Origin of the sequence: Streptomyces sp. RKAG290 (assembly GCF_023701695.1) — a bacterium.
Lineage (GTDB): Bacteria > Actinomycetota > Actinomycetes > Streptomycetales > Streptomycetaceae > Streptomyces.
In genome coordinates this window covers 5,807,103-5,832,642 of record NZ_JAJOZC010000001.1, presented here as the reverse complement: position 1 = coordinate 5,832,642, position 25,540 = coordinate 5,807,103, and the positions used below count along the sequence as shown (strand labels likewise).

The window sequence follows — 25,540 nt, the reverse complement described above, 5'->3', positions numbered from 1 at the left end:
CTGCCCGCGGGCCCGGTCCGCTCCTCGGAGCGGGCCGGGCCCGCGGCGTGAAAGGCTCTCCCCATGCATATCGGAAGCGTGGTGATGGGCGCGTCGGACGTACCGCGCGCGGCGGCCTTCTGGAAGGCGGCGCTCGGCTACGTGGAGCGTGAGCCGCTGCGGGAGGACTGGGTGGTGCTGGTCCCCTCCGACGGCGCCGGCCCCGGGCTCTCCCTGGGCCGCAGCACGACGCCGGTGCAGGAGGTGCCGCGGGTCCACCTCGACCTGTACACCGAGGAGCAGGACGCCGAGGTGGAGCGGCTGCTCGCGCTCGGCGCCGTACGGGCCGACTGGAAGCTGTATCCGCAGGACCCGGACTTCGTGGTCCTCGCGGACACCGAGGGCAACCGCTTCTGCGTCATCGACACGACGCACGGCTGAGCGGGCTCACTCCCCCGCCGGGACCCGCTCCAGAAACGGCTCCAGCAGGCCCTGGACGGCCTCGGCGGCGAAGTCCAGCCCCTCGGCCGCGTCCGCGTCGTACACCGTGTACGCGCCCGCTCCCGCGGCCGTCGTGGCGGTGATGCTCAGCAGCCCGGCCTGCCGCTGGAAGTAGGACTGCCGCACCGTCCAGCCGATCACCCCGGCCCGTTCCAGCGCGGCGGTGGAGCGGCGCAGCGCTCCGGAGCGGGTGACCAGGTACGCGCCGCTGAGGGCGTGCCCCAGACCGCGGTAGGCGTCCCGCGCCAGCAGCACCCCGACGGGCAGTCCCACGACCGCGCAGCCGAGCGCGATCCAGAGCAGGACGGGCGTCAGCCGGGCGCCGAGCAGCGCCAGGACCAGTACCGGGACCAGAACCGCCCAGAGCGCCCGGCGCAGCCGCCGGCCGCGGGCGGCGACGGGGTGCGCGGTCAGCGGGGCGCCGGTCGGGGAGGCGGCCTCGCGCAGTACGGCGGCGGCGACGGCGTCGGCGAGCGGCCTGGGCGCGGGGGCAGCAGGGTGTTGTGGTCGCCGTGCTGCTCCTCGTCGTCCTTGGCCAGTCCGGTGGTGATGGCGTCCAGCCGGGCGGCGCCCATCAGCCGGACACCGAGCGGCTCGACGAGGTCGACGCCGCGCAGCCGGCGTTCCTCGATGGTGACGGACCGGGAGGTGAGCAGTCCGCGCCGGATGCGCAGGGTGCCGCCGGGTTCGCGTTCCATCCGGTAGTTCCACCACTTCTCGACCCACAGGCCCAGCGCGCCGATGACGCCGGCGGCGACCGCGGCGACGGCGAGGAGCACGATCACGGAGAGCAGGGAGGTGTCCCGGTACCGCTCCTCGATCCACTCGATCACCTGGCCCTGCGCCCCGAACCAGTCGCTGACCTGCATGACGGCGCCCGCAGCCGCGCCGGCGAGCGCGGGTGCGACGAAGGAGACCGGTGCGTAGCGGACCCAGCGCGGGTCGAGGGCGACGAGCTCGCCCTCGACGTGGCTGCCGGAGGTGGCGGTGAGGCCCCGCTCCAGCAGTGCGCGGCGCAGCCGTTCGCCCTCGGCCCGCAGGACCGGGTCGAGCTCCAGGGTGGATTCGCTGCCGGTGTGCTCGCCGGTGCCGATCCGGACCGTGACGAGGCCGAGGACCCGCTGGAGGAGATGGGCGGTGAGGTCGACGCTGCGGATGCGCTCGCGGGCCAGGGAGCGCTTCTTGACGAGCAGCAGGCCGGTGTGGAGTTCGACGCGGTCGGCGCCGACGCGGTAGCGGGTGCGGCGCCACCGGACGTAGTCGGCGCCGGCGCCGGAGGCGATCAGGACAGCGGCGCCCGTCAGCACCCAGGCGACGGCCGGGCCGAAGCCGAAGCGCCCGGAGAGCCCGAGCGTGGTCGGTACGGCGGCGCCGGCCGCCACGCCCGCGGTGACGAGAGCGGCGAGCAGGACCGTGCGCCGGTCGAGCCGCCGCCAGTCGGCGGGCGCGGCGGGCCGGCCGGCGCCGTCCTCGTCCGGAGGGGCCTGGTCCGGGGCGGTGTCCACCGGGCTCATGTGGCGTCCCCGGGGGTGTCCTGGGTGATCCGGGTCAGCCGCTCGGCGAGAGCGGCCGCCATTTCGTGGTCGAGGCCCTCGATCCGGACCGCGCCCTTGGACGAGGCGGTGGTGACGGTGACCGTGGCGAGCCGGTAGAGCTGTTCGAGGGGACCGCGCACGGTGTCCACGGTCTGGATCCGGGACATCGGCGCGATCCGCCACTCCTGCCACAGCACTCCCGTGCGGACGTACACCGCCTCGTCGGTGACCTCCCAGCGATGGGTGCGGAACCACCAGAGGGGGACCAGGACGGCGCAGCCGGCGCCGATGACCGCCAGGGCCGCGGCGGTGAGCAGCAGCCACAACCGTGCGGAGGCGAGGAGGACGGCCGGCACGGCCAGGACCACCACCGGTGCGGCCGTCAGCAGCAGCCACTGGGTGCGCCACCAGCCGACGGCCCGCGGGTCCAGCGTGTTGGCCGGCGGCCGCAGCCGCACCGTCCCCTCCCCCGTGGACATCGGTTCAGCGCCCCCTGCGCTCGCGGTACGCGGCGACGAGCGCGGCGGTCGAGCTGTCCAGCTGCTCGGCGCCCTCGCCCTCGGTCAGCACCGGCTCGATCTTCTTGGCGAGGACCTTGCCGAGTTCGACCCCCCACTGGTCGAAGGAGTCGATGTTCCAGACCGCGCCCTGGACGAAGACCTTGTGCTCGTACAGCGCGATCAGCTGGCCGAGCACCGAGGGGGTCAGCCGGTCGGCGAGGATCGTCGTGGTCGGGTGGTTGCCGCGGAAGGTCTTGTGCGGCACCAGCTCCTCGGCGACGCCCTCGGCACGCACCTCGTCCGGTGTCTTGCCGAAGGCCAGCGCCTGGGTCTGGGCGAAGAAGTTGGCCATCAGCAGGTCGTGCTGGGCGACCAGGCCGGGCAGCAGCCCCTCGACCGGCTCGGCGAAGCCGATGAAGTCAGCCGGGATGATCTTCGTGCCCTGGTGGATCAGCTGGTAGTAGGCGTGCTGGCCGTTGGTGCCGGGGGTGCCCCAGACGACCGGGCCGGTCTGCCAGTCGACCGGGTTGCCGTCCCGGTCCACGGACTTGCCGTTGGACTCCATGTCCAGCTGCTGCAGGTACGCGGTGAACTTGGACAGGTAGTGGCTGTAGGGCAGCACCGCGTGCGACTGGGCGTCGAAGAACGCGCCGTACCAGACGCCCAGCAGGCCGAGCAGCAGCGGGACGTTCTCCTCGGCCGGGGCGGTGCGGAAGTGCTCGTCGACGAGGTGGAAGCCGTCGAGCATCTCGCGGAACCGGTCCGGACCGATGGCGATCATCAGCGAGAGGCCGATGGCGGAGTCGTACGAGTAGCGGCCGCCGACCCAGTCCCAGAACTCGAACATGTTGGCGGTGTCGATACCGAAGTCCGCGACCTTCTCGCCGTTCGTGGACAGCGCCACGAAGTGCTTGGCCACTGCTTCCTGACCGGCCCTCAGGCCGGTGAGCAGCCAGTCGCGGGCGGAGGTGGCGTTGGTGATCGTCTCGATCGTGGTGAAGGTCTTCGACGCGATGACGAAGAGCGTCTCGGCCGGGTCCAGCCCGTGCACGGCCTCGTTCAGGTCGGCGCCGTCGACGTTCGAGACGAAGCGGACGGTGAGCGAGCGGTCCGTGAAGGAGCGCAGCGCCTCGTAGGCCATGGCGGGGCCGAGGTCGGAGCCGCCGATGCCGATGTTGACGATGTTCTTGATCGGCTTGCCGGTGTGACCGGTCCACTCACCCGACCTGACGCGCTCGGAGAAGGCCGCCATCTTGTCCAGCACCGCGTGCACGGCGGGCACGACGTTCTCGCCGTTGACCTCGATCACGACGTCGCGCGGGGCGCGCAGCGCGGTGTGCAGGACGGCGCGGTCCTCGGTGGTGTTGATCTTCTCGCCGCGGAACATCGCGTCCCGCAGTTCGGCGACCCCGGTGGCCGCGGCGAGTTCGCGCAGCAGCCGGAGCGTCTCGTCGGTGACCAGTTGCTTGGAGTAGTCGACGTACAGATCGCCGACCCGCAGGGTGTAGCCGGTGCCGCGCTCCGGATCGTCGGCGAACAGCCGGCGCAGATGGGTCGACCCGAGCTGCTCACGGTGCTTTCCCAGCGCGGTCCATTCCGGCGTCTGGTTGAGCCTGGTACGGCTTTGTGCGTTCATCCCGGACATCAGCCCACTTCTTCTCGTAACCGCAGTTCCCCGCTGCCCCTCCAACTTAATTGATCAGGGCGACGGACGGGACAACGGCGGGCTGCGGCACGGCAGAAGCATTCCGGCCGGGCACCCTTGGGGTGTCCGGCCGGTGAACAGTTGTTAGATCTCGCCGCGGAGTTTCGCGAGGGCCTCGGCGAGGATGGCCTCACCGTCCGCGTCGCTGCGCCGCTCGCGCACGTACGCGAGGTGCGTCTTGTACGGCTCGGTGCGCGGCGGAGCCGGGGGGCTGTCCCGGTCCTGGCCGGCCGGGAAACCACAGCGCGGGCAGTCCCAGGTCTCCGGTAGCTGCGCGTCATGGGCGAAGCTCGGCTGCGTCTCGTGCCCGTTCGAGCACCAGAAGGAGATGCGGGCGCGTGGCGCGGACTCGCCGCGCTCGGCCTCCCCCATCGGCCCCGCTCCGACCCGGCTTCCCCGGATCGCGTTGCCACTTGCCACGGTCGTAACTCCCTGCGTGATGGTGCTCGAAGATGCCCCAGTCTACGTAAGGCCCAACGCGCGTCCAGTGATTGGAGTTACACCCTCACAGGAATCGCGTACGACGGGTCAGTTGTCCAGCTTGATGAGCAGACCAAGCACCACAATGCATGCGAACCAGCCCAGACCGACCACGACGGTGATCCGGTCGAGGTTGCGCTCGGCGACCGAGGAGCCACCGACGGACGACTGCATACCGCCACCGAACATGTCGGAGAGGCCGCCGCCCTTTCCCTTGTGCATCAGCACCAGCAGCATCAGCAGCAGGCTGAAGACGATCAGGGCGATCTCGAACGCCAAAATCACGGCTGGTCCCTACTTTCCGGAATTCCTGGACTGCATGTGCGAACAACGGGGGCCGGGAGGCTGAGCCCTCCCCGGCCCCCGCAAGGGTACGACGGATCCGCGCTACCGCATACTCACTGGTCGCGGAAGCGGACGATCTTGACGAACTCGTCGGTGTCCAGCGCGGCGCCGCCGATCAGTGCGCCGTCCACATCGGGCTGCGCCATGATCGCGGCGACATTGCCGGACTTCACCGAACCGCCGTACTGGATGCGGACCGCGTCGGCCAGCTCCTGGGAGTACAGCTCGGCGAGGCGGCCGCGGATCGCACCGCAGACCTCCTGCGCGTCCTCGGGGGTGGCGACCTCGCCGGTGCCGATGGCCCAGACCGGCTCGTAGGCGATCACGATGGACTCGGCCTGCTCGGCCGGGATGTCCTTCAGCGCGCCGTCGAGCTGGGCGAGCGTGTAGGAGACCTGGTCACCGGCCTTGCGGATGTCCAGGCCCTCGCCGACGCAGAGGATCGGGGTCAGGCCGTGCCTGTACGCGGCCTTCACCTTGGCGTTGCACACCTCGTCGGTCTCGGCGTGGTACTGGCGGCGCTCGCTGTGGCCGACGGCGACGAAGGTGCACTTCAGCTTGGCGAGCATCGAGCCGGAGATCTCACCGGTGTACGCGCCGGAGTCGTGCGCCGAGATGTCCTGGGCGCCGTACTTGATCTTCAGCTTGTCGCCGTCGACCAGCGTCTGTACGGAGCGCAGGTCGGTGAAGGGCGGCAGGACGGCGACCTCTACGGCGTCGTAGTCCTTGTCGGCCAGGGCGAAGGCGAGCTTCTGGACGTGGGCGATGGCCTCGAGGTGGTTGAGGTTCATCTTCCAGTTGCCCGCCATCAGCGGGGTCCGGCCTTGGGCGGTAGCAGTCATGAAAGGTCAGTCCTCCAGTGCGGCGAGGCCGGGAAGCGTCTTGCCCTCGAGGTATTCGAGGCTGGCGCCGCCACCGGTCGAGATGTGTCCGAACGCGTTCTCGTCGAAGCCCAGGATGCGGACGGCCGCGGCGGAGTCGCCACCGCCGACCACGCTGAAGCCCGAGGAGTCGACGAGTGCCTGGGCGACCGCCCTGGTGCCCTCGGCGAATTCAGGGTGCTCGAAGACGCCCATGGGGCCGTTCCAGAAGACGGTGGCCGCGTCGGCGAGCTTCGATGCGTAGAGCTTGTTGGTCTCCGGACCGTTGTCCAGCCCCATCTGGCCGGCCGGCATGGCGTCGGCGGCGACGGTAGTGGGGTCGGCCGGGGCCTTGGTCTTGAGGTCGGGGAACGCCGGGGCGACCACGACGTCGACGGGGAGCACGAACTCCACGCCCTTGTCCTCGGCGCGCTTGAGGTACTCCAGCACGACCGGGATCTGGTCCTCCTGCAGCAGCGAGCTGCCGACCTCGTGGCCCTGGGCCTTGAGGAAGGTGTACGCCATGCCGCCGCCGATGAGGATGCGGTCGGCGCGCTCCAGGAGGTGGTCGATGACGCCGAGCTTGTCGGAGACCTTCGCGCCGCCGAGGACCACCGCGTACGGGCGCTGCACGTCGTCGGTCAGCTTCTTCAGGACGCCGACCTCGGTGGCGATCAGGTCGCCCGCCGCGTGCGGCAGCCGGGCCGGGAGGTCGAAGACCGAGGCGTGCTTGCGGTGCACGGCGCCGAAGCCGTCACCCACGTACACGTCGGCGAGCTCGGCCAGCTGGTCGGCGAACGCGCCGCGCTCGGCGTCGTCCTTGGACGTCTCGCCGGCGTTGAAGCGGAGGTTCTCGATGACGGCGACCTTGCCGTCGGTGAGGGCGGCGACCGTGGCGCGGGCGGACTCGCCGACCGTGTCGGTCGCGAAGGCCACGTCGGTCCCGAGCAGCTCACCGAGGCGGGCGGCCGCGGGCGCCAGCGAGAACGCCGGGTCCGGGGCGCCCTTGGGGCGGCCGAGGTGCGAGGCGACGACGACCCGGGCACCGGCCGCGGCCAGCTTCTCCACGGTCGGCTGGACGGCGCGGATGCGGCCGTCGTCGGTGATGGTGGTGCCGCTGAGCGGCACGTTGAGGTCGGCGCGGACGAATACGCGCTTGCCGGTGACCCCTTCGGCGAGAAGTTCGTCGATCGTCTTCATCTGTTCGGACTCCTTGGGAGGACGAGAGAGCATGCAACGGGGCTCGAACGGCGCTGCGTTGCGCTGTTCGAGCCCCGTGCTCACATCGAGGTGCCTGCCGGATCGAAGGTCAGAGCTGGCTGCCGACGAACTCGGTCAGGTCGACGAGGCGGTTGGAGTAGCCCCACTCGTTGTCGTACCAGCCGATGACCTTGACCTGGTTGCCCTCTGCCATGGTGAGCAGCGAGTCGAAGGTGCAGGACGCCGGGTCCGAGACGATGTCCGAGGACACGATCGGGTCCTCGGTGTAGACGAGGCGGCCCTTGAGGGGGCCCTCCGCGGCAGCCTTCTGGAAGGCGGCGTTGACCTCGTCGCGGGTGACCTCGCGCTCCAGCGTGATGACCAGGTCGGTGACCGAACCGGTCGGGACCGGGACGCGCATCGCGATGCCGTCGAGCTTGCCCTTGAGCTGCGGCAGGACCAGGGCGGTGGCCTTGGCGGCACCCGTCGTGGTCGGGATGATGTTCTCCGCGGCGGCGCGGGCGCGACGCAGGTCGGAGTGCGGGAAGTCCAGGATGCGCTGGTCGTTCGTGTACGCGTGGACCGTCGTCATGAGGCCCTTGACGATGCCGAAGTTCTCGTCGAGAACCTTGGCCATCGGCGCCACACAGTTGGTGGTGCAGGAGGCGTTGGAGATGACGTGGTGGTTGGCCGCGTCGTACTTCTCCTCGTTGACGCCCATCACGATGGTGATGTCCTCGTCCTTGGCCGGAGCCGAGATGAGGACCTTCTTGGCGCCGCCGGCGATGTGCTTGGCGGCGTCGGCCTTCTTGGTGAAGATGCCGGTCGACTCGATGACGATATCGACGCCCAGCTCGCCCCACGGGATGTCCGCCGGGTTGCGCTCGGAGAGCACCTTGATGGTGTGACCGTCGACGGTGATGCTGTCGGCGGTGTGGCTGACCTCGGCCTTGAGACGACCCAGAATGGTGTCGTACTTCAGCAGGTGAGCCGTGGTCGCAGTGTCACCCAGGTCGTTGACAGCCACGATCTCGATGTCCGCACCCTGCTCCAGCAGCGCGCGGAAGTAATTACGACCGATGCGGCCAAAGCCGTTGATGCCTACGCGGATCGTCACGAACCGATCTCCTCGTTAGGTACGCCGGTTTTCGACGCCGGCGAGTTGTATGGGATGTCCCCGACCGCCTACGACCCTACCTCTCCGAAGCCGCCGGAGTGACATCGAGCGGGGCCGGAAGAACGGCGGAGACCCGTACTCCCCAGTAGGAGTCCGGGCCTCCGGTTGTCCTCCCCCGCCCGCTGCGACGATTACGCAGGGTCAACGCCCGCGGGAACGCGGCGCGTTCCCGTACCGGCCCGCCGACGGGGGGTGCGGATCAGCCGACCAGGCCGTCGGCCAGCTCTTCGCTGAGGGTGGATTCCGTGCTCGGGATACCGAGGTCCTGGGCCCGCTTGTCGGCCATCGCCAGCAGCCGGCGGATACGGCCCGCGACCGCGTCCTTGGTCAGCGGCGGGTCGGCGAGGGCACCCAGCTCCTCCAGGGAGGCCTGCTTGTGCTCCATGCGCAGCCGTCCGGCCGCCGCGAGGTGCTCGGGCACCTCCTCGCCCAGGATCTCCAGCGCGCGCCCCACACGGGCGCCTGCGGCCACCGCGGCCCTGGCCGAACGGCGCAGGTTCGCGTCGTCGAAGTTGGCGAGCCGGTTGGCGGTGGCGCGGACCTCGCGCCGCATCCGCCGCTCCTCCCAGGCCAGCACCGACTCATGGGCGCCGAGCCGGGTGAGCAGGGCGCCGATGGCGTCCCCGTCCCGGACGACGACCCGGTCCACGCCGCGCACCTCGCGGGCCTTCGCCGCGATGGAGAGCCTGCGGGCGGCGCCGACCAGCGCGAGCGCGGCCTCCGGGCCCGGGCAGGTCACCTCCAGCGAGGAGGAGCGCCCCGGCTCGGTGAGCGAGCCGTGGGCCAGGAAGGCGCCTCGCCAGGCCGCCTCGGCGTCGCAGGTGGCCCCCGAGACCACCTGCGGGGGAGTCCGCGGATGGGACGGCCGCGGCCGTCCACCAGGCCTGTCTGGCGCGCCAGCTGGTCGCCGCCCGCCACCACCCGTACGACGTAGCGGGAGCCGCGCCGCAGCCCGCCGGGTGCCATCACGATCAGCTCCGAGCTGTGCCCGAAGATTTCGAGAATGTCCCGCTTCAGCCGGCGCGCCGCCATCGCGGTGTCCAGCTCCGCCTCGATCACAATCCGGCCGCTCACCAGGTGCAGCCCACCCGCGAACCGAAGAATCGCCGAGACTTCTGCCTTCCTGCAGCAGGTCCGGGTTACGGGAAGCCGAGAGATTTCGTCCTTCACCGCTGGCGTCATCGCCATGGGCCGATCCTTCCATGCATCCGAAAAATACGGTCGTACGCGGCGGCCAACAGCTCCGGATCATGAATCGGAACGCCGTCGGGTGAGGCCACCGGCGCCAGCTCGACCGCGGCACCGAGCCGTTTTGCGGCATCGGCGAGGGACTCGCGGTCGGGCACGGCAGCCTCGTCGGCCAGCACCACGTCCAGGGCGAGTTTAGGGGCGTGTCGTCCCAAAACCTCCAAATGACGCTGCGGAGAGAAGCCATCTGTTTCACCGGGTTGCGGCGCGAGGTTCAGCGAGAGGACCTTCCGGGCCTTCGTTTCGATCAGTGCGTCCAGCAGATCGGGCACGAGCAGGTGCGGAATGACGGAGGAGAACCAGGACCCGGGACCGAGCACCACCCAGTCCGCGTCCAGGACCGCGGCGACCGCTTCCGGGACGGCCGGCGGGTCGCGCGGGACGACGTGCACGGACTGGACCTCACCCGGGGTGAGGGCCACGGTGGCCTGGCCACGCACCGTGTCCACGTCGTCCGGGCGCTCGGGGTCGTGCCCCCGTACGAGCGCCTGGAGCTCCAGCGGCACGGCGGACATCGGCAGCACCCGGCCGTGCGCCCCGAGGAGCTTGCCGACCAGGTCCAGGGCCAGGACGTGGTCGCCGAGCTGCTCCCACAGGGCGACGATCAGCAGATTGCCGACGGCGTGCTCGTGCAGATCGCCCTTGGACTGGAAGCGGTGCTGGATGACCTGCGCCCAGGTCTGGCCCCAGTCGTCGTCCCCGCACAGGGCGGCCAGCGCCTTGCGCAGATCGCCGGGGGGCAGCACGCCCAGCTCCTCGCGGAGCCGGCCGCTGGAGCCGCCGTCGTCGGCGACGGTGACCACGGCGGTCAGGTCCCCGGTGATCCGGCGCAGGGCGGTCAGCGAGGCGGACAGGCCCCTGCCGCCGCCGAGCGCGACGACCTTGGGCTGGGCGCCGCGCTTGCGGCCGGACAGCGCGGAGGTGGCCCTGCTCAGCCGGCGCAGACGCAGGTTGCGACTGGTCACTCGCGCCCCATGTCCCGATGCACGAGCACGGTCTCGATCCCCTCGGTGGCGAGCCGGGCCGCCAGCTTCTCCGACATGGCGACGGAGCGGTGCTTGCCGCCCGTGCAGCCGACGGCGATGGTCACGTAGCGCTTGCCCTCGCGGCGGTATCCCGCGGCGATGAGCTGGAGCAGCTCCGTGTACTGGTTGAGGAACTCCTTGGCCCCCGGCTGGTCGAAGACGTACGCGGAGACCTCCTCGTTGAGCCCGGTGAAGGGGCGCAGCTCGGGGACCCAGTGCGGGTTGGGCAGGAACCGGCAGTCCACCACCAGGTCCGCGTCGACCGGCAGCCCGTACTTGAAGCCGAAGGACATCACCGTGGCGCGGAGCTCCGGCTCCTCGTCCCCCGCGAACTGGGCGTCCATCTTGGCGCGCAGCTCGTGCACGTTGAGGCTGGAGGTGTCGATCACCAGGTCGGCGTCGCCGCGCAGCTCGCGCAGCAGATCGCGCTCGGCGGCGATGCCGTCGACGATGCGGCCGTCGCCCTGGAGGGGGTGCGGGCGCCGGACCGACTCGAAGCGGCGGACCAGTGCGTCGTCCGAGGACTCCAGGAAGACGATCCGCCGGGTGACCCCCTTGGCCTCCAGGTCCGCGAGGGACTCCCGCAGGTTGTCGAAGAACCGGCGGCCGCGCACGTCGACGACGACGGCGATCCGGGCCACGTTCCCCTGCGACCTCGCGCCGAGCTCCACCATGGTGGGGATCAGCGCGGGGGGCAGGTTGTCGACGACGAACCAGCCGAGGTCCTCCAGACACTTGGCCGCGGTGCTGCGCCCGGCGCCCGACATGCCGGAGATGATCACCAGCTCCGGGATGGCCGCGCTGTCGCCCGTCTCGATCGGGGTGCCCGTACTCACTTGTCCTGCTCCGTCTGCTCGGTCCGTGCCGTCGTGCCCGTGTTCGTCTTCGCGCTCAGTCATGTCGTACTGCCCCCGTCGTCCTCTTCAATGATCTCTCCTGTGGCCGTGTTCACGGCGGGCGTGGCCGGGGCGGTCGAGGCGAGGGCGACGGCCACTGATTCCGCCGTCCTTCGGCCTATCCCCGGAACCTCGCAGATCTGGTCGATTGTCGCCTGCCGCAGCTTCTTCACGGAGCCGAAATGCTTGATCAGGGCCTGCTTCCGGGTCTCGCCGAGGCCGGCCACGGCATCCAGGGGGCTGGAGCGGATGCGCTTGGCCCGTTTGGCGCGCTGGTAGGTGATGGCGAAACGGTGCGCCTCGTCACGGATGCGCTGCAGGAGGTAGAGGCCCTCGCTGGAGCGGGGCAGCACCACCGGGTCGTCGTCGTCGGGCAGCCAGACCTCTTCGAGACGCTTGGCGAGCCCGCAGACGGCGATGTCGTCGATGCCCAGTTCGTCCAGTGCCCGCTTGGCCGCGGCGACCTGGGGCTGTCCGCCGTCGACCACGAGGAGCTGCGGCGGGTAGGCGAACCGCTTGGGGCGGCCGTCGTCCTCGCGGGGTTCAGCCCCGGCATCCACGAGGGCCCCGGGGCCGGTCTCCGTCACGGAGACGGCTCCCGTTGCGGAGACGGCTTCGGCCACGGAGCCGGCTTCGGCTGCCGACGCGGCCTCGGTCACGGAGACGGTTTCCGTCACGGAGACGGCCTCGGTCCCGGACGTCGCTTCGGTCACGGACGTGGCTTCGGCCTCGGACGCGGCTTCCGGGCTCCCGGGGATCGGGCCGGTGGGGCGGGGGTCTCCTCCCACTCCCCCGTCCGCTCCTTCTCCTGGAGGTAGCGCCGGAAGCGCCGGCCGATCACCTCGTGCATCGAGCGGACGTCGTCCTGGCCCTCGAAGCTCTTGATCTGGAAGCGGCGGTACTCCCCCTTACGGGCCAGCCCGTCCTCGAAGACCACCATCGACGCCACCACGTCGTCGCCCTGGAGGTGGGAGATGTCGAAGCACTCGATGCGCAGCGGAGCGGTGTCGAGGCCGAGCGCCTCGGCGATCTCCTCCAGGGCCCGGGAGCGGGTGGTCAGGTCGGAGGCGCGCTTGGTCTTGTGCAGCCCCAGCGCCTGCTGGGCGTTGCGCTGGACCGTGACCATCAGGTCCTTCTTGTCACCGCGCTGCGGGATGCGCAGGCTGACCTGGGAGCCACGGCGGGCGGCCAGCCACTCGGAGACCGCGTCGGGGTCCTCGGGGAGGGCCGGGACCAGGACCTCCTTGGGCACGGCCTCGCCGGTCTCCTCGCCGTACAGCTGCTGGAGCGCGTGCTCGACCAGGCCGGAGGTGTCGACGTTCTCCACCTTGTCGGTGACCCAGCCGCGCTGGCCGCGCACCCGGCCGCCGCGGACGTGGAAGATCTGCAGCGCGGCCTCCAGCTCGTCCTCGGCGACCGCGATGAGGTCGGCGTCGGTGGCGTCGGCGAGCACGACGGCGCTCTTCTCCATGGCGCGCCTGAGGGCCTCGGCGTCGTCGCGGAGCCGGCCCGCCCGTTCGTACTCCATCTCCTCGGCCGCCGCCATCATGTCCTTCTCCAGGCGGCGGATGTACGTGCCGGTGCGGCCGGCCATGAAGTCGCAGAAGTCGTCGGCCAGTTCGCGATGCTCTTCCGGTGTGACCCGGCCCACGCAGGGGGCCGAGCACTTGCCGATGTAGCCCAGGAGGCAGGGGCGCCCGGTCCTGACGGCGTTCTTGAAGACACCGGCGGAGCACGTACGGACGGGGAAGACCCGGAGCATCAGGTCGACCGTCTCGCGGATCGCCCAGGCGTGCCCGTACGGACCGAAGTAGCGCACGCCCTTCTTCTTGGCGCCGCGCATCACCTGGACGCGCGGGAACTCCTCGTTGAGCGTCACCGCGAGGTACGGATAGCTCTTGTCGTCGCGGTACTTGACGTTGAACCGGGGGTCGTACTCCTTGATCCAGGAGTACTCGAGCTGGAGCGCCTCGACCTCCGTGGAGACGACCGTCCACTCCACGGACGCGGCGGTGGTCACCATCGTGCGCGTGCGCGGATGAAGGCCGGCCAGGTCCTGGAAGTAGTTGGCCAGGCGCTGGCGCAGGTTCTTCGCCTTGCCGACGTAGATCACCCGGCGGTGTTCGTCGCGGAATCTGTAGACCCCCGGGGAGTCGGGGATCTGTCCCGGCTTGGGGCGGTAGCTGGAGGGGTCTGCCATGCCTCCCACCCTACTTGCGGGCAGTGACAGCGCGGCGTGCTCCTGGCCGCCGCCGTGCTCCGGGACACGCATTGGGGGTGCGGGTCCCGGAGCACGGGGTCATCGGGCGCGGCGGGCTCTCACGATCGGCCGCGCCCGCGCTGCTGCGGGGCGGTCAGCGGGTCCGGCGCCGGTTGCGCAGGGCCGTGGCGCCGCAGAGCGCGAGTACGGCCAGTGCGCCCGCGGCCGCGGCGCCGGAGGTCGCGGTGAGGGCCGTGTCCGCGGTGGCGTCCGCCGCGATGGCCGGCCCGGACCGTCCCCCGGCAGGCCCGGGGCGTTCCGCGGCCGCCGCCCCGCCGGAGGGCCCGTAGCCGCCGGCCCGGCCGGAGCGGGCGTAGGCGGAGCCGGGGAGTTTGTCCGCGTAGGCGGCGCGCACCCGGGTGCGGTAGGCGCTCAGCGTGGTGCCGTCCGCGCCGACCGCGCCCGCCGCGTCCCGGTCCAGCGGGAGCACCCGGCCGCCCTTGGTCACGTACCAGGCGTCGATCTGCGGCTCGCGGAAGACGGTGCCGCCGGGCAGCTTCCGCGCGCCTGCGGCCGCGTACCGGGTCTCGTCGTCCCCGGTGGCGATGTTCACCACCTGCCACCGCCCGTCCTGCCCCGGCTCGGGGAGTATCCACAGGGATGCCTTCTGGCCGTCCGAGGAGACCGCGGTGCTGGCGAGGTAGTCCAGCGAGGCCACGGACGCTCCCGGTTCGCCCGCGACGAAGTCCGCGGACAGGGTGCGTACCGGCACGGCCGCGCCCTGGATCCGTGGGGCGGCCGCCGACCTGGCGACGGCACCCTCCCGGGCGAAGAAGCGGGACAGCGTGTCCAGGGTCGCCGCGTCGGTGGCCACCTCATGGGCCGCTGCCAGGGCTGCCGGAGTGGCCGACGGTCCGGTGGCGGCGGCCGCTTGCGGGGCGACGGTGAGCAGGGCTGCGCCGGCCAGCACGCCGGCCGCCGCGAGGGCCGCGGCGGCGGAACGGGCGGTGCGGGCGTGCGCGGCTTCGGTCTCGGCGGGGCGGTCCGGGGAACTGGTGGGGGTCATGCCGTCACGCCCCGATCCGGTAGAGCGAATGGGTCCAGGAGAACTCGCTGTTGTTCACGTACCAGGCGTGCGTGGCCCAGTTGTAGCGGTTGCTGGAGGGCCAGGGGTCGCCCCAGTAGACCCAGCTGTTCGTGTCGTCGTATCCGTACAGGACATGCATGTGACCGCCGCCGGCCGACCACTGGATACGGGTCTCCACCGGCCGGCCGGCGGCTGTCTCGGCCTGCACCGTCGGGTAGCGCAGCCAGCCGGTGACGTACGAACCGGGGTTGATGCCGGACCGGTACAGACCGTCCTGGACGTTCCCGAGCGTGGCCTGCGAGTTGGGGCACTGCGAGCCCGGTGCCCGGCCGAACGCGGCGTTGCAGAACTCGTTCTGGGTGAGGTTGCGGCCGAACCAGGCGGCGACGGTGTTGCCCGAGGCGGCCCAGCACCAGTTGGTCTTCTGCTGGGCCTGCATGGTGATGTCCAGCCGCTGGGTGGCGGCGAACGTGCCCGCGGCGGAGGGCACGGCGTGGTTCCGGTCCGATGCGGTGGCGCTCGCCGTCGGCAGGGCGAGCAGTGCGGAGATGAGAACGGCCGTGACCGTCAGCCTTCCCGGTCTGATTCTTCGGTTGCGCATGATGTTCCTCCCGGAGCGGGGGTGGGAGTTCCAAGGAGCGCGTCCGGACGCTGTCGAGGAGCATCAACCGTTGTCGGGAACGGGTCAACACGCTTCAATGCGTGGGAACACCGCGGTGTGAACGCCGGTGGCGGACGCGTGAACGCTTCCCCCTGGCCACCTGCGGCCCGGCACCCGTCGGCGCGGCCCCGCACGTCATGCGACGTGAATGTTCACCTGGAGGACCCATGCAGCACACCGAGGCCGAACTGGCGCAGGTGCTGCACACCGGCCCGTTCCATCTGGCGTTGCGCACCGCGCTGTCGGTGCGCGGGCTGCCGCTCCAGCGGGTTCAGCATCATCTGGCGCACCGCGGGGTCAAGGTCGGTGTGACCAGCCTGAGTTACTGGCAGCAGGGGGCCAGGCGCCCGCAGCGCCCGGAGTCCCTGCGGGCCGTGAAGGCGCTGGAGGAGGTGCTGGAGCTGCCGGGCAACTCGCTGCTCGCGCTGCTGGGGCCCGGGGGTTCCGGCACGGAGGCCGACCGACCGCCGGCCCGCTCCTACCGCTCCCTGGTGGACGCGTCCGGCGCGGTCGAGCGGCTGCTCGGCGCGATGGAGTCGCCCTCGGACGGCGGGCTCCACACGGTGGGGCACCAGGAGCGGGTACGGATCGGACCCGGCCGCCGGATGCAGCACCGGAACTCCCAGCACGTGGTGCGCGCCCACCGCGACGGGATCGACCGCTATCTCGCCGTGTACCGCGGCGATCCGGGCTGCGAACCGGCACGGGTCGGGGTGAGCGCCCGGGAGAACTGCCGGACGGGGCGGGTCCGCTGGGACGCGGAGACCGGAGTGCTGGTCGCCGAGCTGCTCTTCGACACCCGGTTGCGGGCGGGTGAGACGTACCTCTTCGGCTACGGCTTCGAGGACGGTACGGGCGGGCCGTGCGGTGAGTACGTGCGGGGCTTCAGCTTCGGCGGCGGGCAGTACGTGCTGCAGGTCCGGTTCGACGAGGAGGCGCTGCCGGTACGCTGCCGGCGGTTCACCCAGGTGTCGGCGGGAGCGCCGCGCGGCGCCCGGACGGACCTCACACTCACCGGCCGGCACCGGACGGTCCATCTGGTGGAGCAGGGGTGCGGCCCGGCCTGGTCGGTATCGACTGGGACTGGGAGTGAGGGGGGGCTCCGTGGCCGGTCTGGAGGGCGCCGGGGAGGGCGACGGGGGCGGGCACGGCGGGAGGGCGCGGCGGGCGGCTCAGGAGGCCGGGCGGCAGGCTCAGGAAGCCGGGCGGGCAGGCTCAGGCGCCGGGACTTCAAGGCCAGGTGCGGGGCGGCCGACACGGACGCGGGGCGCCGAGGCCAGGCACGGGACCGCCCTCTGGCACGGGGACCCGCTGGCACGGGGCGGCGGCCCCTCCGGCGCGCGGCGGCCGGCTCAGGCTTCGGGGCCCGCGACCAGCCTTCCGTCCTCGACCCTGACCGGGACGGAGGGCAGCGGCACGGTCGCCGGACCGTGCACCGCCTTGCCGGTCGTGGTGTCGAAGCGGCTGCCGTGGCAGGGGCAGTGCCCCTCGTTGTTCTCGACCTTGTCCAGCAGGCAGCCCGCGTGGGTGCACTGGGCGCTGAACGCCTTGAACTGCCCCTTGGCCGGGCAGGTGACGACGACGCGCTGCTCGCGGTAGAGCTTGGACTCGCCCACCGGGATCTCGTCCGGGGCACCGAGCTGGACGGGTGCGGTGGGCGTCGGCGTCTGGGCGTGCCCGAGCTTCGAGTCGGTCGAGCAGGCGGCCACTCCCAGCCCGGCGGCGCCCGCGAGAGCGGCGCCCTTCAGCACGGTGCGGCGGGCGGCGGGCTGGCCGGACATGCGGTCTCCACTGGTCAGAGGGGTTTCGTAGCGGTGCCAGAGGTGCCTGGGACAGCAGGGGCAGCGGAGGCATCCGTGACGTAACCGACGATACCGGCGTAGACGGACGCCCCTGCGCCGGGGTCGCAGCCGGTCGTGCCTGGTCAGGGCCGGAACGCAGTGCGGTGGCGGCCCCTTCGCAGGGAACCGCCACCGCACACCGAACCGCCGGACCTCGTCACGAGCCCCTGCCGTCGGGCCACGCTGCATGCCTGGCCGTCGGGCCCTCGCATCGGGCCCTGTTGTCAGGCCCTGTTGTCAGGCCGTTTGTCGTCGGGCCCAGCTGCCAGGCCCTGGCGTCAGGCCTTGCGCGCCCGGGTCGCCTTCTTCGCCGCGGGCTTCTTCGCCGCGGCAGTCCCGGTGGCCTTCGCCGTGACCTTCGTCGTGGCCTTCCCCGATGCCGTCTTCGCCGTGGCCGTCTTCCTGGCCGGTGCCGACTTCGCGGCGACCGCCTTCTTCGTCGCCGCCTTCCGCACCGGCTTACGGGCCGCGGGAACCGCCGCCTCGCTCACCCGGTCCGCGTCCAGGATTCCCTGGAGGAACTTCCCGGTGTGGCTGGCGGGGACACCGGCCACGTACTCCGGGGTGCCCTCGGCGATGACCAGACCGCCGCCGTTGCCGCCCTCGGGGCCCATGTCGATGACCCAGTCGGCGGTCTTGACGACATCGAGGTTGTGCTCGATGACGATCACCGTGTTGCCCTTGTCGACCAGCCCGGACAGCACCTTGATCAGCTTCGAGATGTCCTCGAAGTGCAGACCGGTGGTCGGCTCGTCCAGCACGTACACCGTGCGGCCGGTGGAGCGCTTCTGGAGCTCGCTGGCCAGCTTCACCCGCTGTGCCTCACCACCGGAGAGCGTCGGCGCGGACTGACCGAGCCTGACGTATCCGAGGCCGACCTCGTTGAGCGTGCGCAGGTGGCGCGCGATCGTCGGGACTGCCTCGAAGAACTCCAGGCCCTCCTCGATCGGCATGTCCAGCACCTCGGCGATGGACTTGCCCTTGTAGTGGACCTCCAGCGTCTCCCGGTTGTAGCGCGCTCCGTGGCAGACCTCGCACGGGACGTACACGTCCGGCAGGAAGTTCATCTCGATCTTGATCGTGCCGTCGCCGGAGCAGTTCTCGCAGCGGCCGCCCTTGACGTTGAAGGAGAACCGGCCGGGCAGGTAGCCGCGGACCTTGGCCTCCATCGTCTCCGCGAACAGCCTGCGGACGTGGTCGAAGACCCCGGTGTACGTGGCCGGGTTGGACCGGGGCGTACGGCCGATGGGCGACTGGTCGACGTGCACCACCTTGTCGACGAGATCGTCCCCGTCGACCCTGGTGTGCCGGCCGGGGACCGACTTGGCGCCGTTCAGCTCCCGCGCCAGGTGGGTGTAGAGGATGTCGTTGACCAGCGTCGACTTTCCGGAGCCGGAGACACCCGTCACGGCGGTCAGCACCCCGAGCGGGAAGGCCACGTCGATGTCCTGGAGGTTGTTCTCCCGGGCCCCGTGCACGGTGAGCAGGCGCGAGGGGTCGACGGGACGCCTGACCTCGGGCATCGCGATGGACCGCTTGCCGGTCAGGTACTGGCCGGTGATCGACTTGTCGTTGGCCAGCAGCTCCTTGAGCGATCCGGAGTGGACCACCTTGCCGCCGTGCTCACCGGCGCCGGGGCCGATGTCGACGACCCAGTCGGCGACCTTGATGGTGTCCTCGTCGTGCTCGACGACGATGAGCGTGTTACCCATGTCGCGCAGCCGGACCAGGGTCTCGATCAGCCGGTGGTTGTCGCGCTGGTGCAGGCCGATGGACGGCTCGTCCAGGACGTACAGCACGCCGACCAGTCCGGAGCCGATCTGGGTGGCGAGCCGGATGCGCTGCGCCTCGCCGCCGGACAGGGTGCCGGCCGCGCGGTTCAGCGAGAGGTAGTCCAGGCCCACGTCGACCAGGAACTTCAGCCGCTCGTTGACCTCCTTGAGCACCCGCTCGGCGATCTTCTTGTCGCGGGCGTTCAGCTTCAGGCGGCCGAGGAACTCGGCGCACTCGCTGATCGACATCGCCGCGACCTGGGCGATGGACTTCTCCATCACCGTCACCGCGAGCACGATCGGCTTGAGCCTGGTGCCCTCACAGGTCGGGCAGGGCACTTCGCGCATGTAGCCCTCGAAGCGCTCCCTGCTGGAGTCGCTCTCGGCCTCGGAGTGCCGCCGCTTGACGAACTGCACCGCTCCCTCGAAGGAGGGGTGGTGTAGGCGCGCTCGCGCCCGTAGCGGTTGCGGTAGCGGACCTCGGTCTGGATCTTGTGGCCGTGCAGCAGGGCCTTCTTGGCGCGCTGCGGCAGCCCGGCCCAGGGGATGTCCGTACGGAATCCGAGCGCTTGGGCGAGTGCGTTGATCTGCCGCCCGAAGTACTCCTTGGTGTGGCCGTGCGACCAGGGGTGGATCGCACCCTCGTCGAGGGACTTCTCCTCGTCCGGGACGATCAGCTCCGGGTCGACCTCCATCCGCGTACCGATACCCGTGCAGTCGGGGCAGGCGCCGAAGGGCGAGTTGAAGGAGAAGGAGCGCGGCTCCAGCTCCTCGAAGGAGAGGTCGTCGTAAGGGCAGTAGAGGTGCTCGGAGTACATCCGCTCACGCTCGGGGTCGTCCTCTTCGAGGTCGACGAAGTCGAGCACGACCATGCCGCCGGACAGGCCCAGCGCGGTCTCGACCGAGTCGGTCAGCCGGCGCTTGGCGCTGTCCTTGACGGTGAGGCGGTCGATGACCACCTCGATGGTGTGCTTCTCCTGCTTCTTGAGCGTGGGCGGCTCGGAGAGCTGGATCGTCTCGCCGTCGACCCTGGCCCTGCTGTACCCCTTGGTCTGCAGGTCGGCGAAGAGGTCGACGAACTCGCCCTTGCGCTCGCGCACCAGCGGCGACAGCACCTGGAACCGGCTGCCCTCGGGCAGCCCGAGCACCTTGTCCACGATGGCCTGAGGCGACTGGCGCGAGATCGGACGGCCGCACTCGGGGCAGTGCGGCTTGCCGATCCTGGCGAAGAGCAGCCGGAGGTAGTCGTAGACCTCCGTGATGGTGCCGACCGTCGAGCGCGGGTTGCGCGAGGTCGACTTCTGGTCGATGGAGACGGCGGGCGACAGGCCCTCGATGAAGTCGACGTCCGGCTTGTCCATCTGACCGAGGAACTGCCGGGCGTACGAGGAGAGCGACTCCACGTAACGCCGCTGCCCCTCGGCGAAAATCGTGTCGAACGCGAGCGACGACTTGCCCGACCCGGAGAGCCCGGTGAAGACGATGAGGGAGTCGCGGGGGAGGTCGAGCGAGACGTTCTTGAGGTTGTGCTCGCGAGCGCCACGGACGATGAGACGGTCGGCCACGCCGGTCCGCACCTTTCTAGAGAGAAGCGGGGGAACTGAGCCCCTGCCCCAGGGTATGGGGGGTGCCACAGCGATTCAGGAGGTTTCTACTCCGAGCGTATAGCACGTGCATTCGATTTACGGACGGCTGATGACTCCTTCACCCGAATGAGTGGCGAGGCTAGGCTCGGCCCCATGATTGATCACGCGCACGACCTGGCGGCCCTACGTGAAGCGACCGGACGGCTGCTCAGCGCCACGGAGAAAATGGACGACTCCGCACTGGGCCGGCCGTCCCGGCTGCCCGGCTGGAGCCGGGGTCATGTCGTCGCGCACCTTTCACGTAACGCCGACGCGCTCGTAAATGTTCTCCAGGGCCGGCCGATGTACGCAGACAGCGAAACCCGCGACCGCGACATCGAGCGCGACGCACCCCGGCCGCGGGACGAGCAGCTGGCCGACCTGGCGGCGAGCGCGGCCCGCTTCGAGGACGCCGCCGCGGCCCCGGCCGACTGGTCACGCACCGTCGCGATGCGCAACGGCGTGACGGACTCGGCCTCCCGGATCCCCTTCCGCCGGCGCGCCGAGGTCGAGCTGCACCATGTCGACCTGGACGCCGGCTACGAGCTGGAGGACCTCCCGGAGGAGTTCACCGCCCGGGAGATCGACTTCCTGGCCGAGCGGTTCGCCGGGCACCCCGATGTCGTGCGGACGGGCGTGGCCGACGGTACGGGTCGCCTCTGGACGACCGGCGGCGGCGCGGAGGGTGACCCCGTCACGGTCCGCGGCACGGCAGCCGACCTGCTCGGCTGGCTCAGCGGACGCCGCGACGGGTCGGCCCTGACCGTCGAGGGCGGACTGCCCCTGCCCGCGCTGCCCCCGCTATAGGCTGAGGCGCATGACGTACAGCGGAGCGGTCAAGGTCGGCGGGCGGGCGGACGTACACGAGCTGACGGATCTGATGATCTCCAAGGTCGCCGTCGGCCCGATGAACAACAACGCCTATCTGCTGCGCTGCCGGGCCACCGGCGAGCAGCTCCTGATCGACGCGGCCAACGAGGCCGGGACCCTGCTGCAGCTGATCGGTGACGACTCGATCGCCTCGGTCGTCACCACCCACCGGCACGGCGACCACTGGCAGGCGCTGGGCGAGGTCGTGGCGGCCACCGGCGCGCGTACGTACGCCGGGCGCCACGACGCCGAGGGAATTCCGGTCCCGACCGACGTGCTCGTCGAGGACAACGACACCGTCCGGGTCGGACAGGTCGCACTGACCGCACGCCATCTGACCGGGCACACCCCGGGTTCGATCGCCCTCGTCTACGACGACCCGCACGGCGCTCCGCACCTGTTCACCGGGGACTGCCTCTTCCCGGGCGGCGTCGGCAACACGTTCGACGACTCCGCGGCATTCGCGAGCCTGCTGCACGACGTGGAGACCAAGCTCTTCGCCACGCTGCCCGACGAGACCTGGGTCTACCCGGGCCACGGCCACGACACCACGCTGGGCGACGAGCGCCCGCAGCTGCCCGTGTGGCGGGCCCGCGGCTGGTGAAACGGCCCCGGTGACGGGCCCGCACAGCGGGTGTCACCGGGGCCGCACCGCAGGCTCCGCCGGGCCTGAGGGCCGGTTCAGGCGTCTATACCGGCACCCCTGTCCGCCCCGTCCTCGGCCTTCCCCGCCTCCGCGGCGGCCTCGGCCTCGGCCGTCTTCTTGTTGGCGAGGAGGCTGGTGATCGTGGTGATCACCAGGACGCCGCAGATGACACCCAGCGAGACCGGGATGGAGATCTCGGGGACGTGCACCCCGGACTCGTGCAGGGCGTGCAGCACCAGCTTCACGCCGATGAAGCCGAGGATGACCGAGAGCCCGTAGCTGAGGTGCACCAGCTTCTTGAGCAGGCCGCCGATCAGGAAGTACAGCTGCCGCAGGCCCATCAGGGCGAAGGCGTTGGCGGTGAACACGATGTACGGGTCCTGGGTCAGGCCGAAGATCGCGGGGATGGAGTCCAGCGCGAACAGCACGTCCGTGGTGCCGATGGCCAGCATGACGACCATCAGGGGGGTCAGGACGCGCTTGCCGTTGTTGCGGATGAACAGCTTGGTGCCGTGGTACCGGTCGGCGACGCCGAAGCGGCGCTCGATCGTCTTGAGGAGCCTGTTCTCCTCGAACTCCTCTTCCTCCTCGTCGGCCCGCGCCTCCTGGATGAGCTTCCAGGCGGTGAAGATCAGGAACGCGCCGAAGATGTAGAAGACCCACGAGAAGTTGGCGATCACCGCTGCGCCGGCGGCGATGAAGACCGCCCGCAGCACCAGTGCGATCAGCACGCCGAAGAGCAGCACCCGCTGCTGGAGGTGGGAGGGCACCGAGAACTTCGCCATGATCAGCACGAAGACGAAGAGGTTGTCGACGCTCAGCGATTTCTCGGTGATGAAGCCGGCGAAGAACTCACCCGATGCCTGGCTCTCGCCGAAGACGAGCAGTCCGAGCCCGAAGAGGGCGGCCAGCGCGATCCAGACGATCGACCAGATCCCGGCTTCCTTGGTCGACACGTCATGAGGCTTGCGCCCGATGAAGAAGTCGACGGCGATGAGGGCGCACAGACCAAGAATGGTCAGCGCCCAGAGGGTCCATGAAACGTCCACTGCGCCTCCGGCAGTTCGCTACGGCTACTGATCAGCGTCGTCGCTGCCGGAGGTCTCTTCCACTCGGGCGCACGGGATGCGCGCCTGGGCCGGCGCCCCGGGACCGGTCACAGTCCGTACTGACGGGCACGCCGCGATGGGAGTACTCCCCTCCGCCCAAAGAACAGTACAGGGAATACCAAGGAAAGGTAAAGGCGAGGGTAAAGAAGCCCCAAGAGCGCAGGTCGAGGCCGTTGCGTCGAGCAGGTGAGGAGGGTCAGCGCCCTCCGGTGCGGCGGGCGGCGGCCACCTGGGCGAGCACCAGTTCGAGGACGCTGCTGCCGACGGGTGTCCGCGGCGGCTCGTACGTCCAGGCGTGGCCGACCCAGGGGTCGGCCAGATGGTCGTCGGCGATCGGGGTGATCCGGAGCAGGGACCGCCACAGCGGGTCGAGCACCGGCCCGTACGCGGAGGCGTCCTCCCGGTCCGCGACCATCAGGAGATGGACGCCGACGGAGGGTCCCTCGTCGGCGAGGTAGCGCAGCTGGGTGACGGCACGGTCGTCGAAGCCGTGCGGGAAGTCGTTGACGATCAGCAGCTGCTCGGCCGGGTCCAGGTCCGGCGGGAGCGAATCGGCGGCACCGGCCCGGATCGCCATCTGCACCAGATCGACCCGCCGGGTGAGCTGGGCGAGGACCGAGGAGACTCCCCCGGCGCCGGATGCCGGCGGCCCCGCGAGCACCCCGGAGCGGACCAGTGGGGCGAGCGCCGTGGCGGCGGCGCCCGCGGGGTCGATGACGTGCACCGCGAACTCGCCCGCCGGGTAGACGGCCAGCAGCCGGGCGGCGTGCAGGACCGCGCTCTCCATGGCCAGCCTGCGCAGCTGGTCGGTGTCCGTGAGGGCGGCGGCCTCGGAGGCCGTACGCCCGCTGTCGATCCATATCCCGCGCTCCAGCGGCAGCCGCACGAGCAGCGGGATGCGCAGGGCCGCGCTCTCCGGCAGGTGCAGGTCGCCGATCCGCAGCGCCATCGGGATCTCCATCGGGACGCGGTAGGCGTGCCAGACGGGGTTGTCCCAGCCCGCGTACGGGGCGGGGAGCGCGGGTTCCACGACGGCGGATTCGGCGGCCAGCTGGGCGAGGTCGCGGTCCAGCGCCTCGCGGGCCCGGCCGGCCAGCTCGTCGCGCTTGGCGCGGGCCTGCTCACGGGCCCGGTCGCCGGCGCCGCCGATCCGGCTGCGCGGGTCGGACAGGGTCCGTTCCAGCTCCTGGTCCATCCGGGACTCGGCGAAGTCGACGGCGCTGCGGTAGGCGGCGACGGCCCTGGCCAGGTCCTCGAACATCCCCCAGACCTGGTTGTAGAGGCGCTCGTCCATGGACCATCCGGTGGCGTCCCCGGCCACGGGCAGGGCCGGCTGTCCGGGTTCGGCGGGCGGCGCGGCGGGCGGGGGCGGCGGGGGCGCGGCGGCCTGGCGGCGGGGGTGCGCGTAGTCGATGGGGCCGCCCTGGGCGGTCTGCGGCGCCGCGGGCTCGGCCAGCTGCTCGGGCTGCGGGGTGACCGGCGGCATGGCAGGCGGCTGCCCGTCGCCCGGGGCCGGCACGGGGCCCCCGGCGTGCCTGACCCGCTCGCCCTCCGGGGTGCGGGGCGGCGGCGGCGCCACGGTGCGGGCCATCCCGCCGGCGACCGCCTCCTGGATCGACCCGGCCAGCTCGGCCGCCCGCTCCACGCCCTGGTCGGCGAGCATCGCGGCGAGCCCGCCCGCATAGCCCTGGCCGACCGCGCGGACCTTCCAGCCGCCCTGTCTCCGGTAGATCTCCAGCGCGGCGACCGCGGACTCGGTGTCCAGGCCGGTCAGGGTGAAGGTGGCGATCTCGGTGCCGTCGAGTCCGGTGACCGCGACGAAGGGCGAGGCCACGGCACCGAACCGGGTCGGGCCGCCCACCTCCAGCGGCAGGGCCAGCAGCACCGTGAGCCGGTGCACCTCGTCGGGCAGGGCATCGAGGTCGACGGCGAGCCGGTGGTCGGCCGCGGCCTGCCTGGACACCTCCAGCCCTGGCAGCTGCGGTGATCCGGGGTGGGCGATCCACTCGACGCCGTGCACGGTGCCGCGCTCGTCGCCGAGCGTGGCGCCGGCCACGACGGGTGCGCCGGCCGATACCCGGATCTCCAGACGGGTCTGGGGCAAGGTGTGGTTCTGCCCCCGGACCAGCTCGGCCGTCATTGCCCTGTCCCCTCGACGAGTTGCCGCCGCGCGCTGCGGTGCGGTGTTCGGTGCGGCACCGTCCGGCGCCGTGTCATGCGTGCTGCCAGGTGCTGCGATGCGGTGCAGCTCCCGGCGGCCGATGCCTCCGGGAGCTGC

At 71.2% G+C, this 25,540-nt stretch carries 17 protein-coding genes and 5 pseudogenes; 4 read left to right on the top strand and 18 right to left on the bottom strand.

Annotation, left to right across the window (positions count from 1 at the left end; all coding sequences use genetic code 11):
• Positions 1-63 precede the first annotated feature (63 nt).
• A complete protein-coding gene (locus LNW71_RS25705) occupies positions 64-420 on the top strand; it encodes a VOC family protein (RefSeq protein ID WP_250970389.1) in 357 nt (118 codons plus the stop codon).
• Between the two features lie 6 nt (positions 421-426).
• On the opposite strand, the pseudogene LNW71_RS25700 reads toward LNW71_RS25705, so the two are convergent.
• The 14 genes and pseudogenes from LNW71_RS25700 to LNW71_RS25635 all read right to left on the bottom strand — a co-directional run bounded on the left by LNW71_RS25700 (position 427) and on the right by LNW71_RS25635 (position 15,339).
• Positions 427-1,994 (bottom strand): annotated as a pseudogene (locus LNW71_RS25700) (PH domain-containing protein).
• Positions 1,991-2,494, bottom strand: coding sequence for a PH domain-containing protein (locus tag LNW71_RS25695; protein WP_250970388.1), 504 nt, complete (start codon positions 2,492-2,494; stop codon positions 1,991-1,993). The pseudogene LNW71_RS25700 and the gene LNW71_RS25695 overlap by 4 nt, the downstream one beginning before the upstream one ends.
• Before the next feature lie 4 nt (positions 2,495-2,498).
• Positions 2,499-4,151, bottom strand: coding sequence for a glucose-6-phosphate isomerase (gene pgi / locus LNW71_RS25690; protein WP_250972145.1), 1,653 nt, complete (start codon positions 4,149-4,151; stop codon positions 2,499-2,501).
• A 153-nt stretch (positions 4,152-4,304) separates the two neighbouring features.
• Positions 4,305-4,640 carry an RNA polymerase-binding protein RbpA gene (locus LNW71_RS25685; protein WP_308294517.1) on the bottom strand — a complete coding sequence of 112 codons (336 nt, stop codon included), beginning with the start codon at positions 4,638-4,640 and terminating at the stop codon, positions 4,305-4,307.
• A 108-nt stretch (positions 4,641-4,748) separates the two neighbouring features.
• Positions 4,749-4,985 (bottom strand): preprotein translocase subunit SecG, encoded by a 237-nt coding sequence (gene secG, locus LNW71_RS25680; protein WP_072483071.1) that lies wholly within the window; start codon positions 4,983-4,985, stop codon positions 4,749-4,751.
• A 113-nt stretch (positions 4,986-5,098) separates the two neighbouring features.
• Entirely contained in the window at positions 5,099-5,887 is a 789-nt protein-coding gene (tpiA, locus tag LNW71_RS25675; RefSeq protein WP_250970387.1) for a triose-phosphate isomerase, read from the bottom strand.
• A gap of 6 nt (positions 5,888-5,893) precedes the next feature.
• Positions 5,894-7,105, bottom strand: a complete 1,212-nt coding sequence (gene pgk, locus LNW71_RS25670; protein WP_250970386.1) for a phosphoglycerate kinase — start codon at positions 7,103-7,105, stop codon at positions 5,894-5,896.
• Between the two features lie 109 nt (positions 7,106-7,214).
• Positions 7,215-8,222, bottom strand: a complete 1,008-nt coding sequence (gene gap, locus LNW71_RS25665; RefSeq protein WP_250970385.1) for a type I glyceraldehyde-3-phosphate dehydrogenase — start codon at positions 8,220-8,222, stop codon at positions 7,215-7,217.
• A 259-nt stretch (positions 8,223-8,481) separates the two neighbouring features.
• A pseudogene (gene whiA / locus LNW71_RS25660) lies at positions 8,482-9,470 on the bottom strand (DNA-binding protein WhiA).
• Positions 9,461-10,495, bottom strand: coding sequence for a uridine diphosphate-N-acetylglucosamine-binding protein YvcK (gene yvcK, locus LNW71_RS25655; protein ID WP_250970384.1), 1,035 nt, complete (start codon positions 10,493-10,495; stop codon positions 9,461-9,463). Before yvcK ends, whiA begins: the two are co-directional and overlap by 10 nt.
• Positions 10,492-11,454, bottom strand: coding sequence for an RNase adapter RapZ (rapZ, locus tag LNW71_RS25650; RefSeq protein ID WP_250970383.1), 963 nt, complete (start codon positions 11,452-11,454; stop codon positions 10,492-10,494). Before rapZ ends, yvcK begins: the two co-directional genes overlap by 4 nt.
• Positions 11,451-13,651 (bottom strand): annotated as a pseudogene (uvrC, locus tag LNW71_RS25645) (excinuclease ABC subunit UvrC). Before uvrC ends, rapZ begins: the two are co-directional and overlap by 4 nt.
• Before the next feature lie 154 nt (positions 13,652-13,805).
• On the bottom strand, positions 13,806-14,717 hold the full coding sequence (locus LNW71_RS25640; RefSeq protein ID WP_250970382.1) for a hypothetical protein: 912 nt from the start codon (positions 14,715-14,717) through the stop codon (positions 13,806-13,808).
• A 4-nt stretch (positions 14,718-14,721) separates the two neighbouring features.
• Entirely contained in the window at positions 14,722-15,339 is a 618-nt protein-coding gene (locus tag LNW71_RS25635) for a papain-like cysteine protease family protein (protein ID WP_250970381.1), read from the bottom strand.
• Between the two features lie 227 nt (positions 15,340-15,566).
• Between LNW71_RS25635 and LNW71_RS25630 the strand changes: the two are divergent.
• A pseudogene (locus LNW71_RS25630) lies at positions 15,567-16,492 on the top strand (hypothetical protein).
• Positions 16,493-16,751: 259 nt separating this feature from the next.
• Here LNW71_RS25630 and LNW71_RS25625 read toward each other — a convergent pair.
• Together LNW71_RS25625 and uvrA are read right to left on the bottom strand one after the other, a co-directional pair.
• Entirely contained in the window at positions 16,752-17,180 is a 429-nt protein-coding gene (locus LNW71_RS25625; protein WP_250970380.1) for a Rieske (2Fe-2S) protein, read from the bottom strand.
• Between the two features lie 338 nt (positions 17,181-17,518).
• Positions 17,519-20,577, bottom strand: a pseudogene (gene uvrA / locus LNW71_RS25620) (excinuclease ABC subunit UvrA).
• A gap of 174 nt (positions 20,578-20,751) precedes the next feature.
• Between uvrA and LNW71_RS25615 the strand changes: the two are divergent.
• Together LNW71_RS25615 and LNW71_RS25610 are read left to right on the top strand one after the other, a co-directional pair.
• Entirely contained in the window at positions 20,752-21,444 is a 693-nt protein-coding gene (locus LNW71_RS25615; protein ID WP_250970379.1) for a maleylpyruvate isomerase family mycothiol-dependent enzyme, read from the top strand.
• A gap of 10 nt (positions 21,445-21,454) precedes the next feature.
• Positions 21,455-22,111 carry an MBL fold metallo-hydrolase gene (locus LNW71_RS25610; RefSeq protein WP_250970378.1) on the top strand — a complete coding sequence of 219 codons (657 nt, stop codon included), beginning with the start codon at positions 21,455-21,457 and terminating at the stop codon, positions 22,109-22,111.
• Between the two features lie 77 nt (positions 22,112-22,188).
• Here the strand turns inward: LNW71_RS25610 and LNW71_RS25605 are convergent, their stop codons facing one another.
• The gene (locus LNW71_RS25605) at positions 22,189-23,202 is read right to left on the bottom strand and encodes a TerC family protein (RefSeq protein ID WP_250970377.1); all 1,014 of its coding nucleotides are present in this window, start codon (positions 23,200-23,202) and stop codon (positions 22,189-22,191) included.
• 256 nt (positions 23,203-23,458) lie between these two features.
• Entirely contained in the window at positions 23,459-25,402 is a 1,944-nt protein-coding gene (locus LNW71_RS25600) for a TerD family protein (protein WP_250970376.1), read from the bottom strand.
• Positions 25,403-25,540 lie beyond the last annotated feature (138 nt).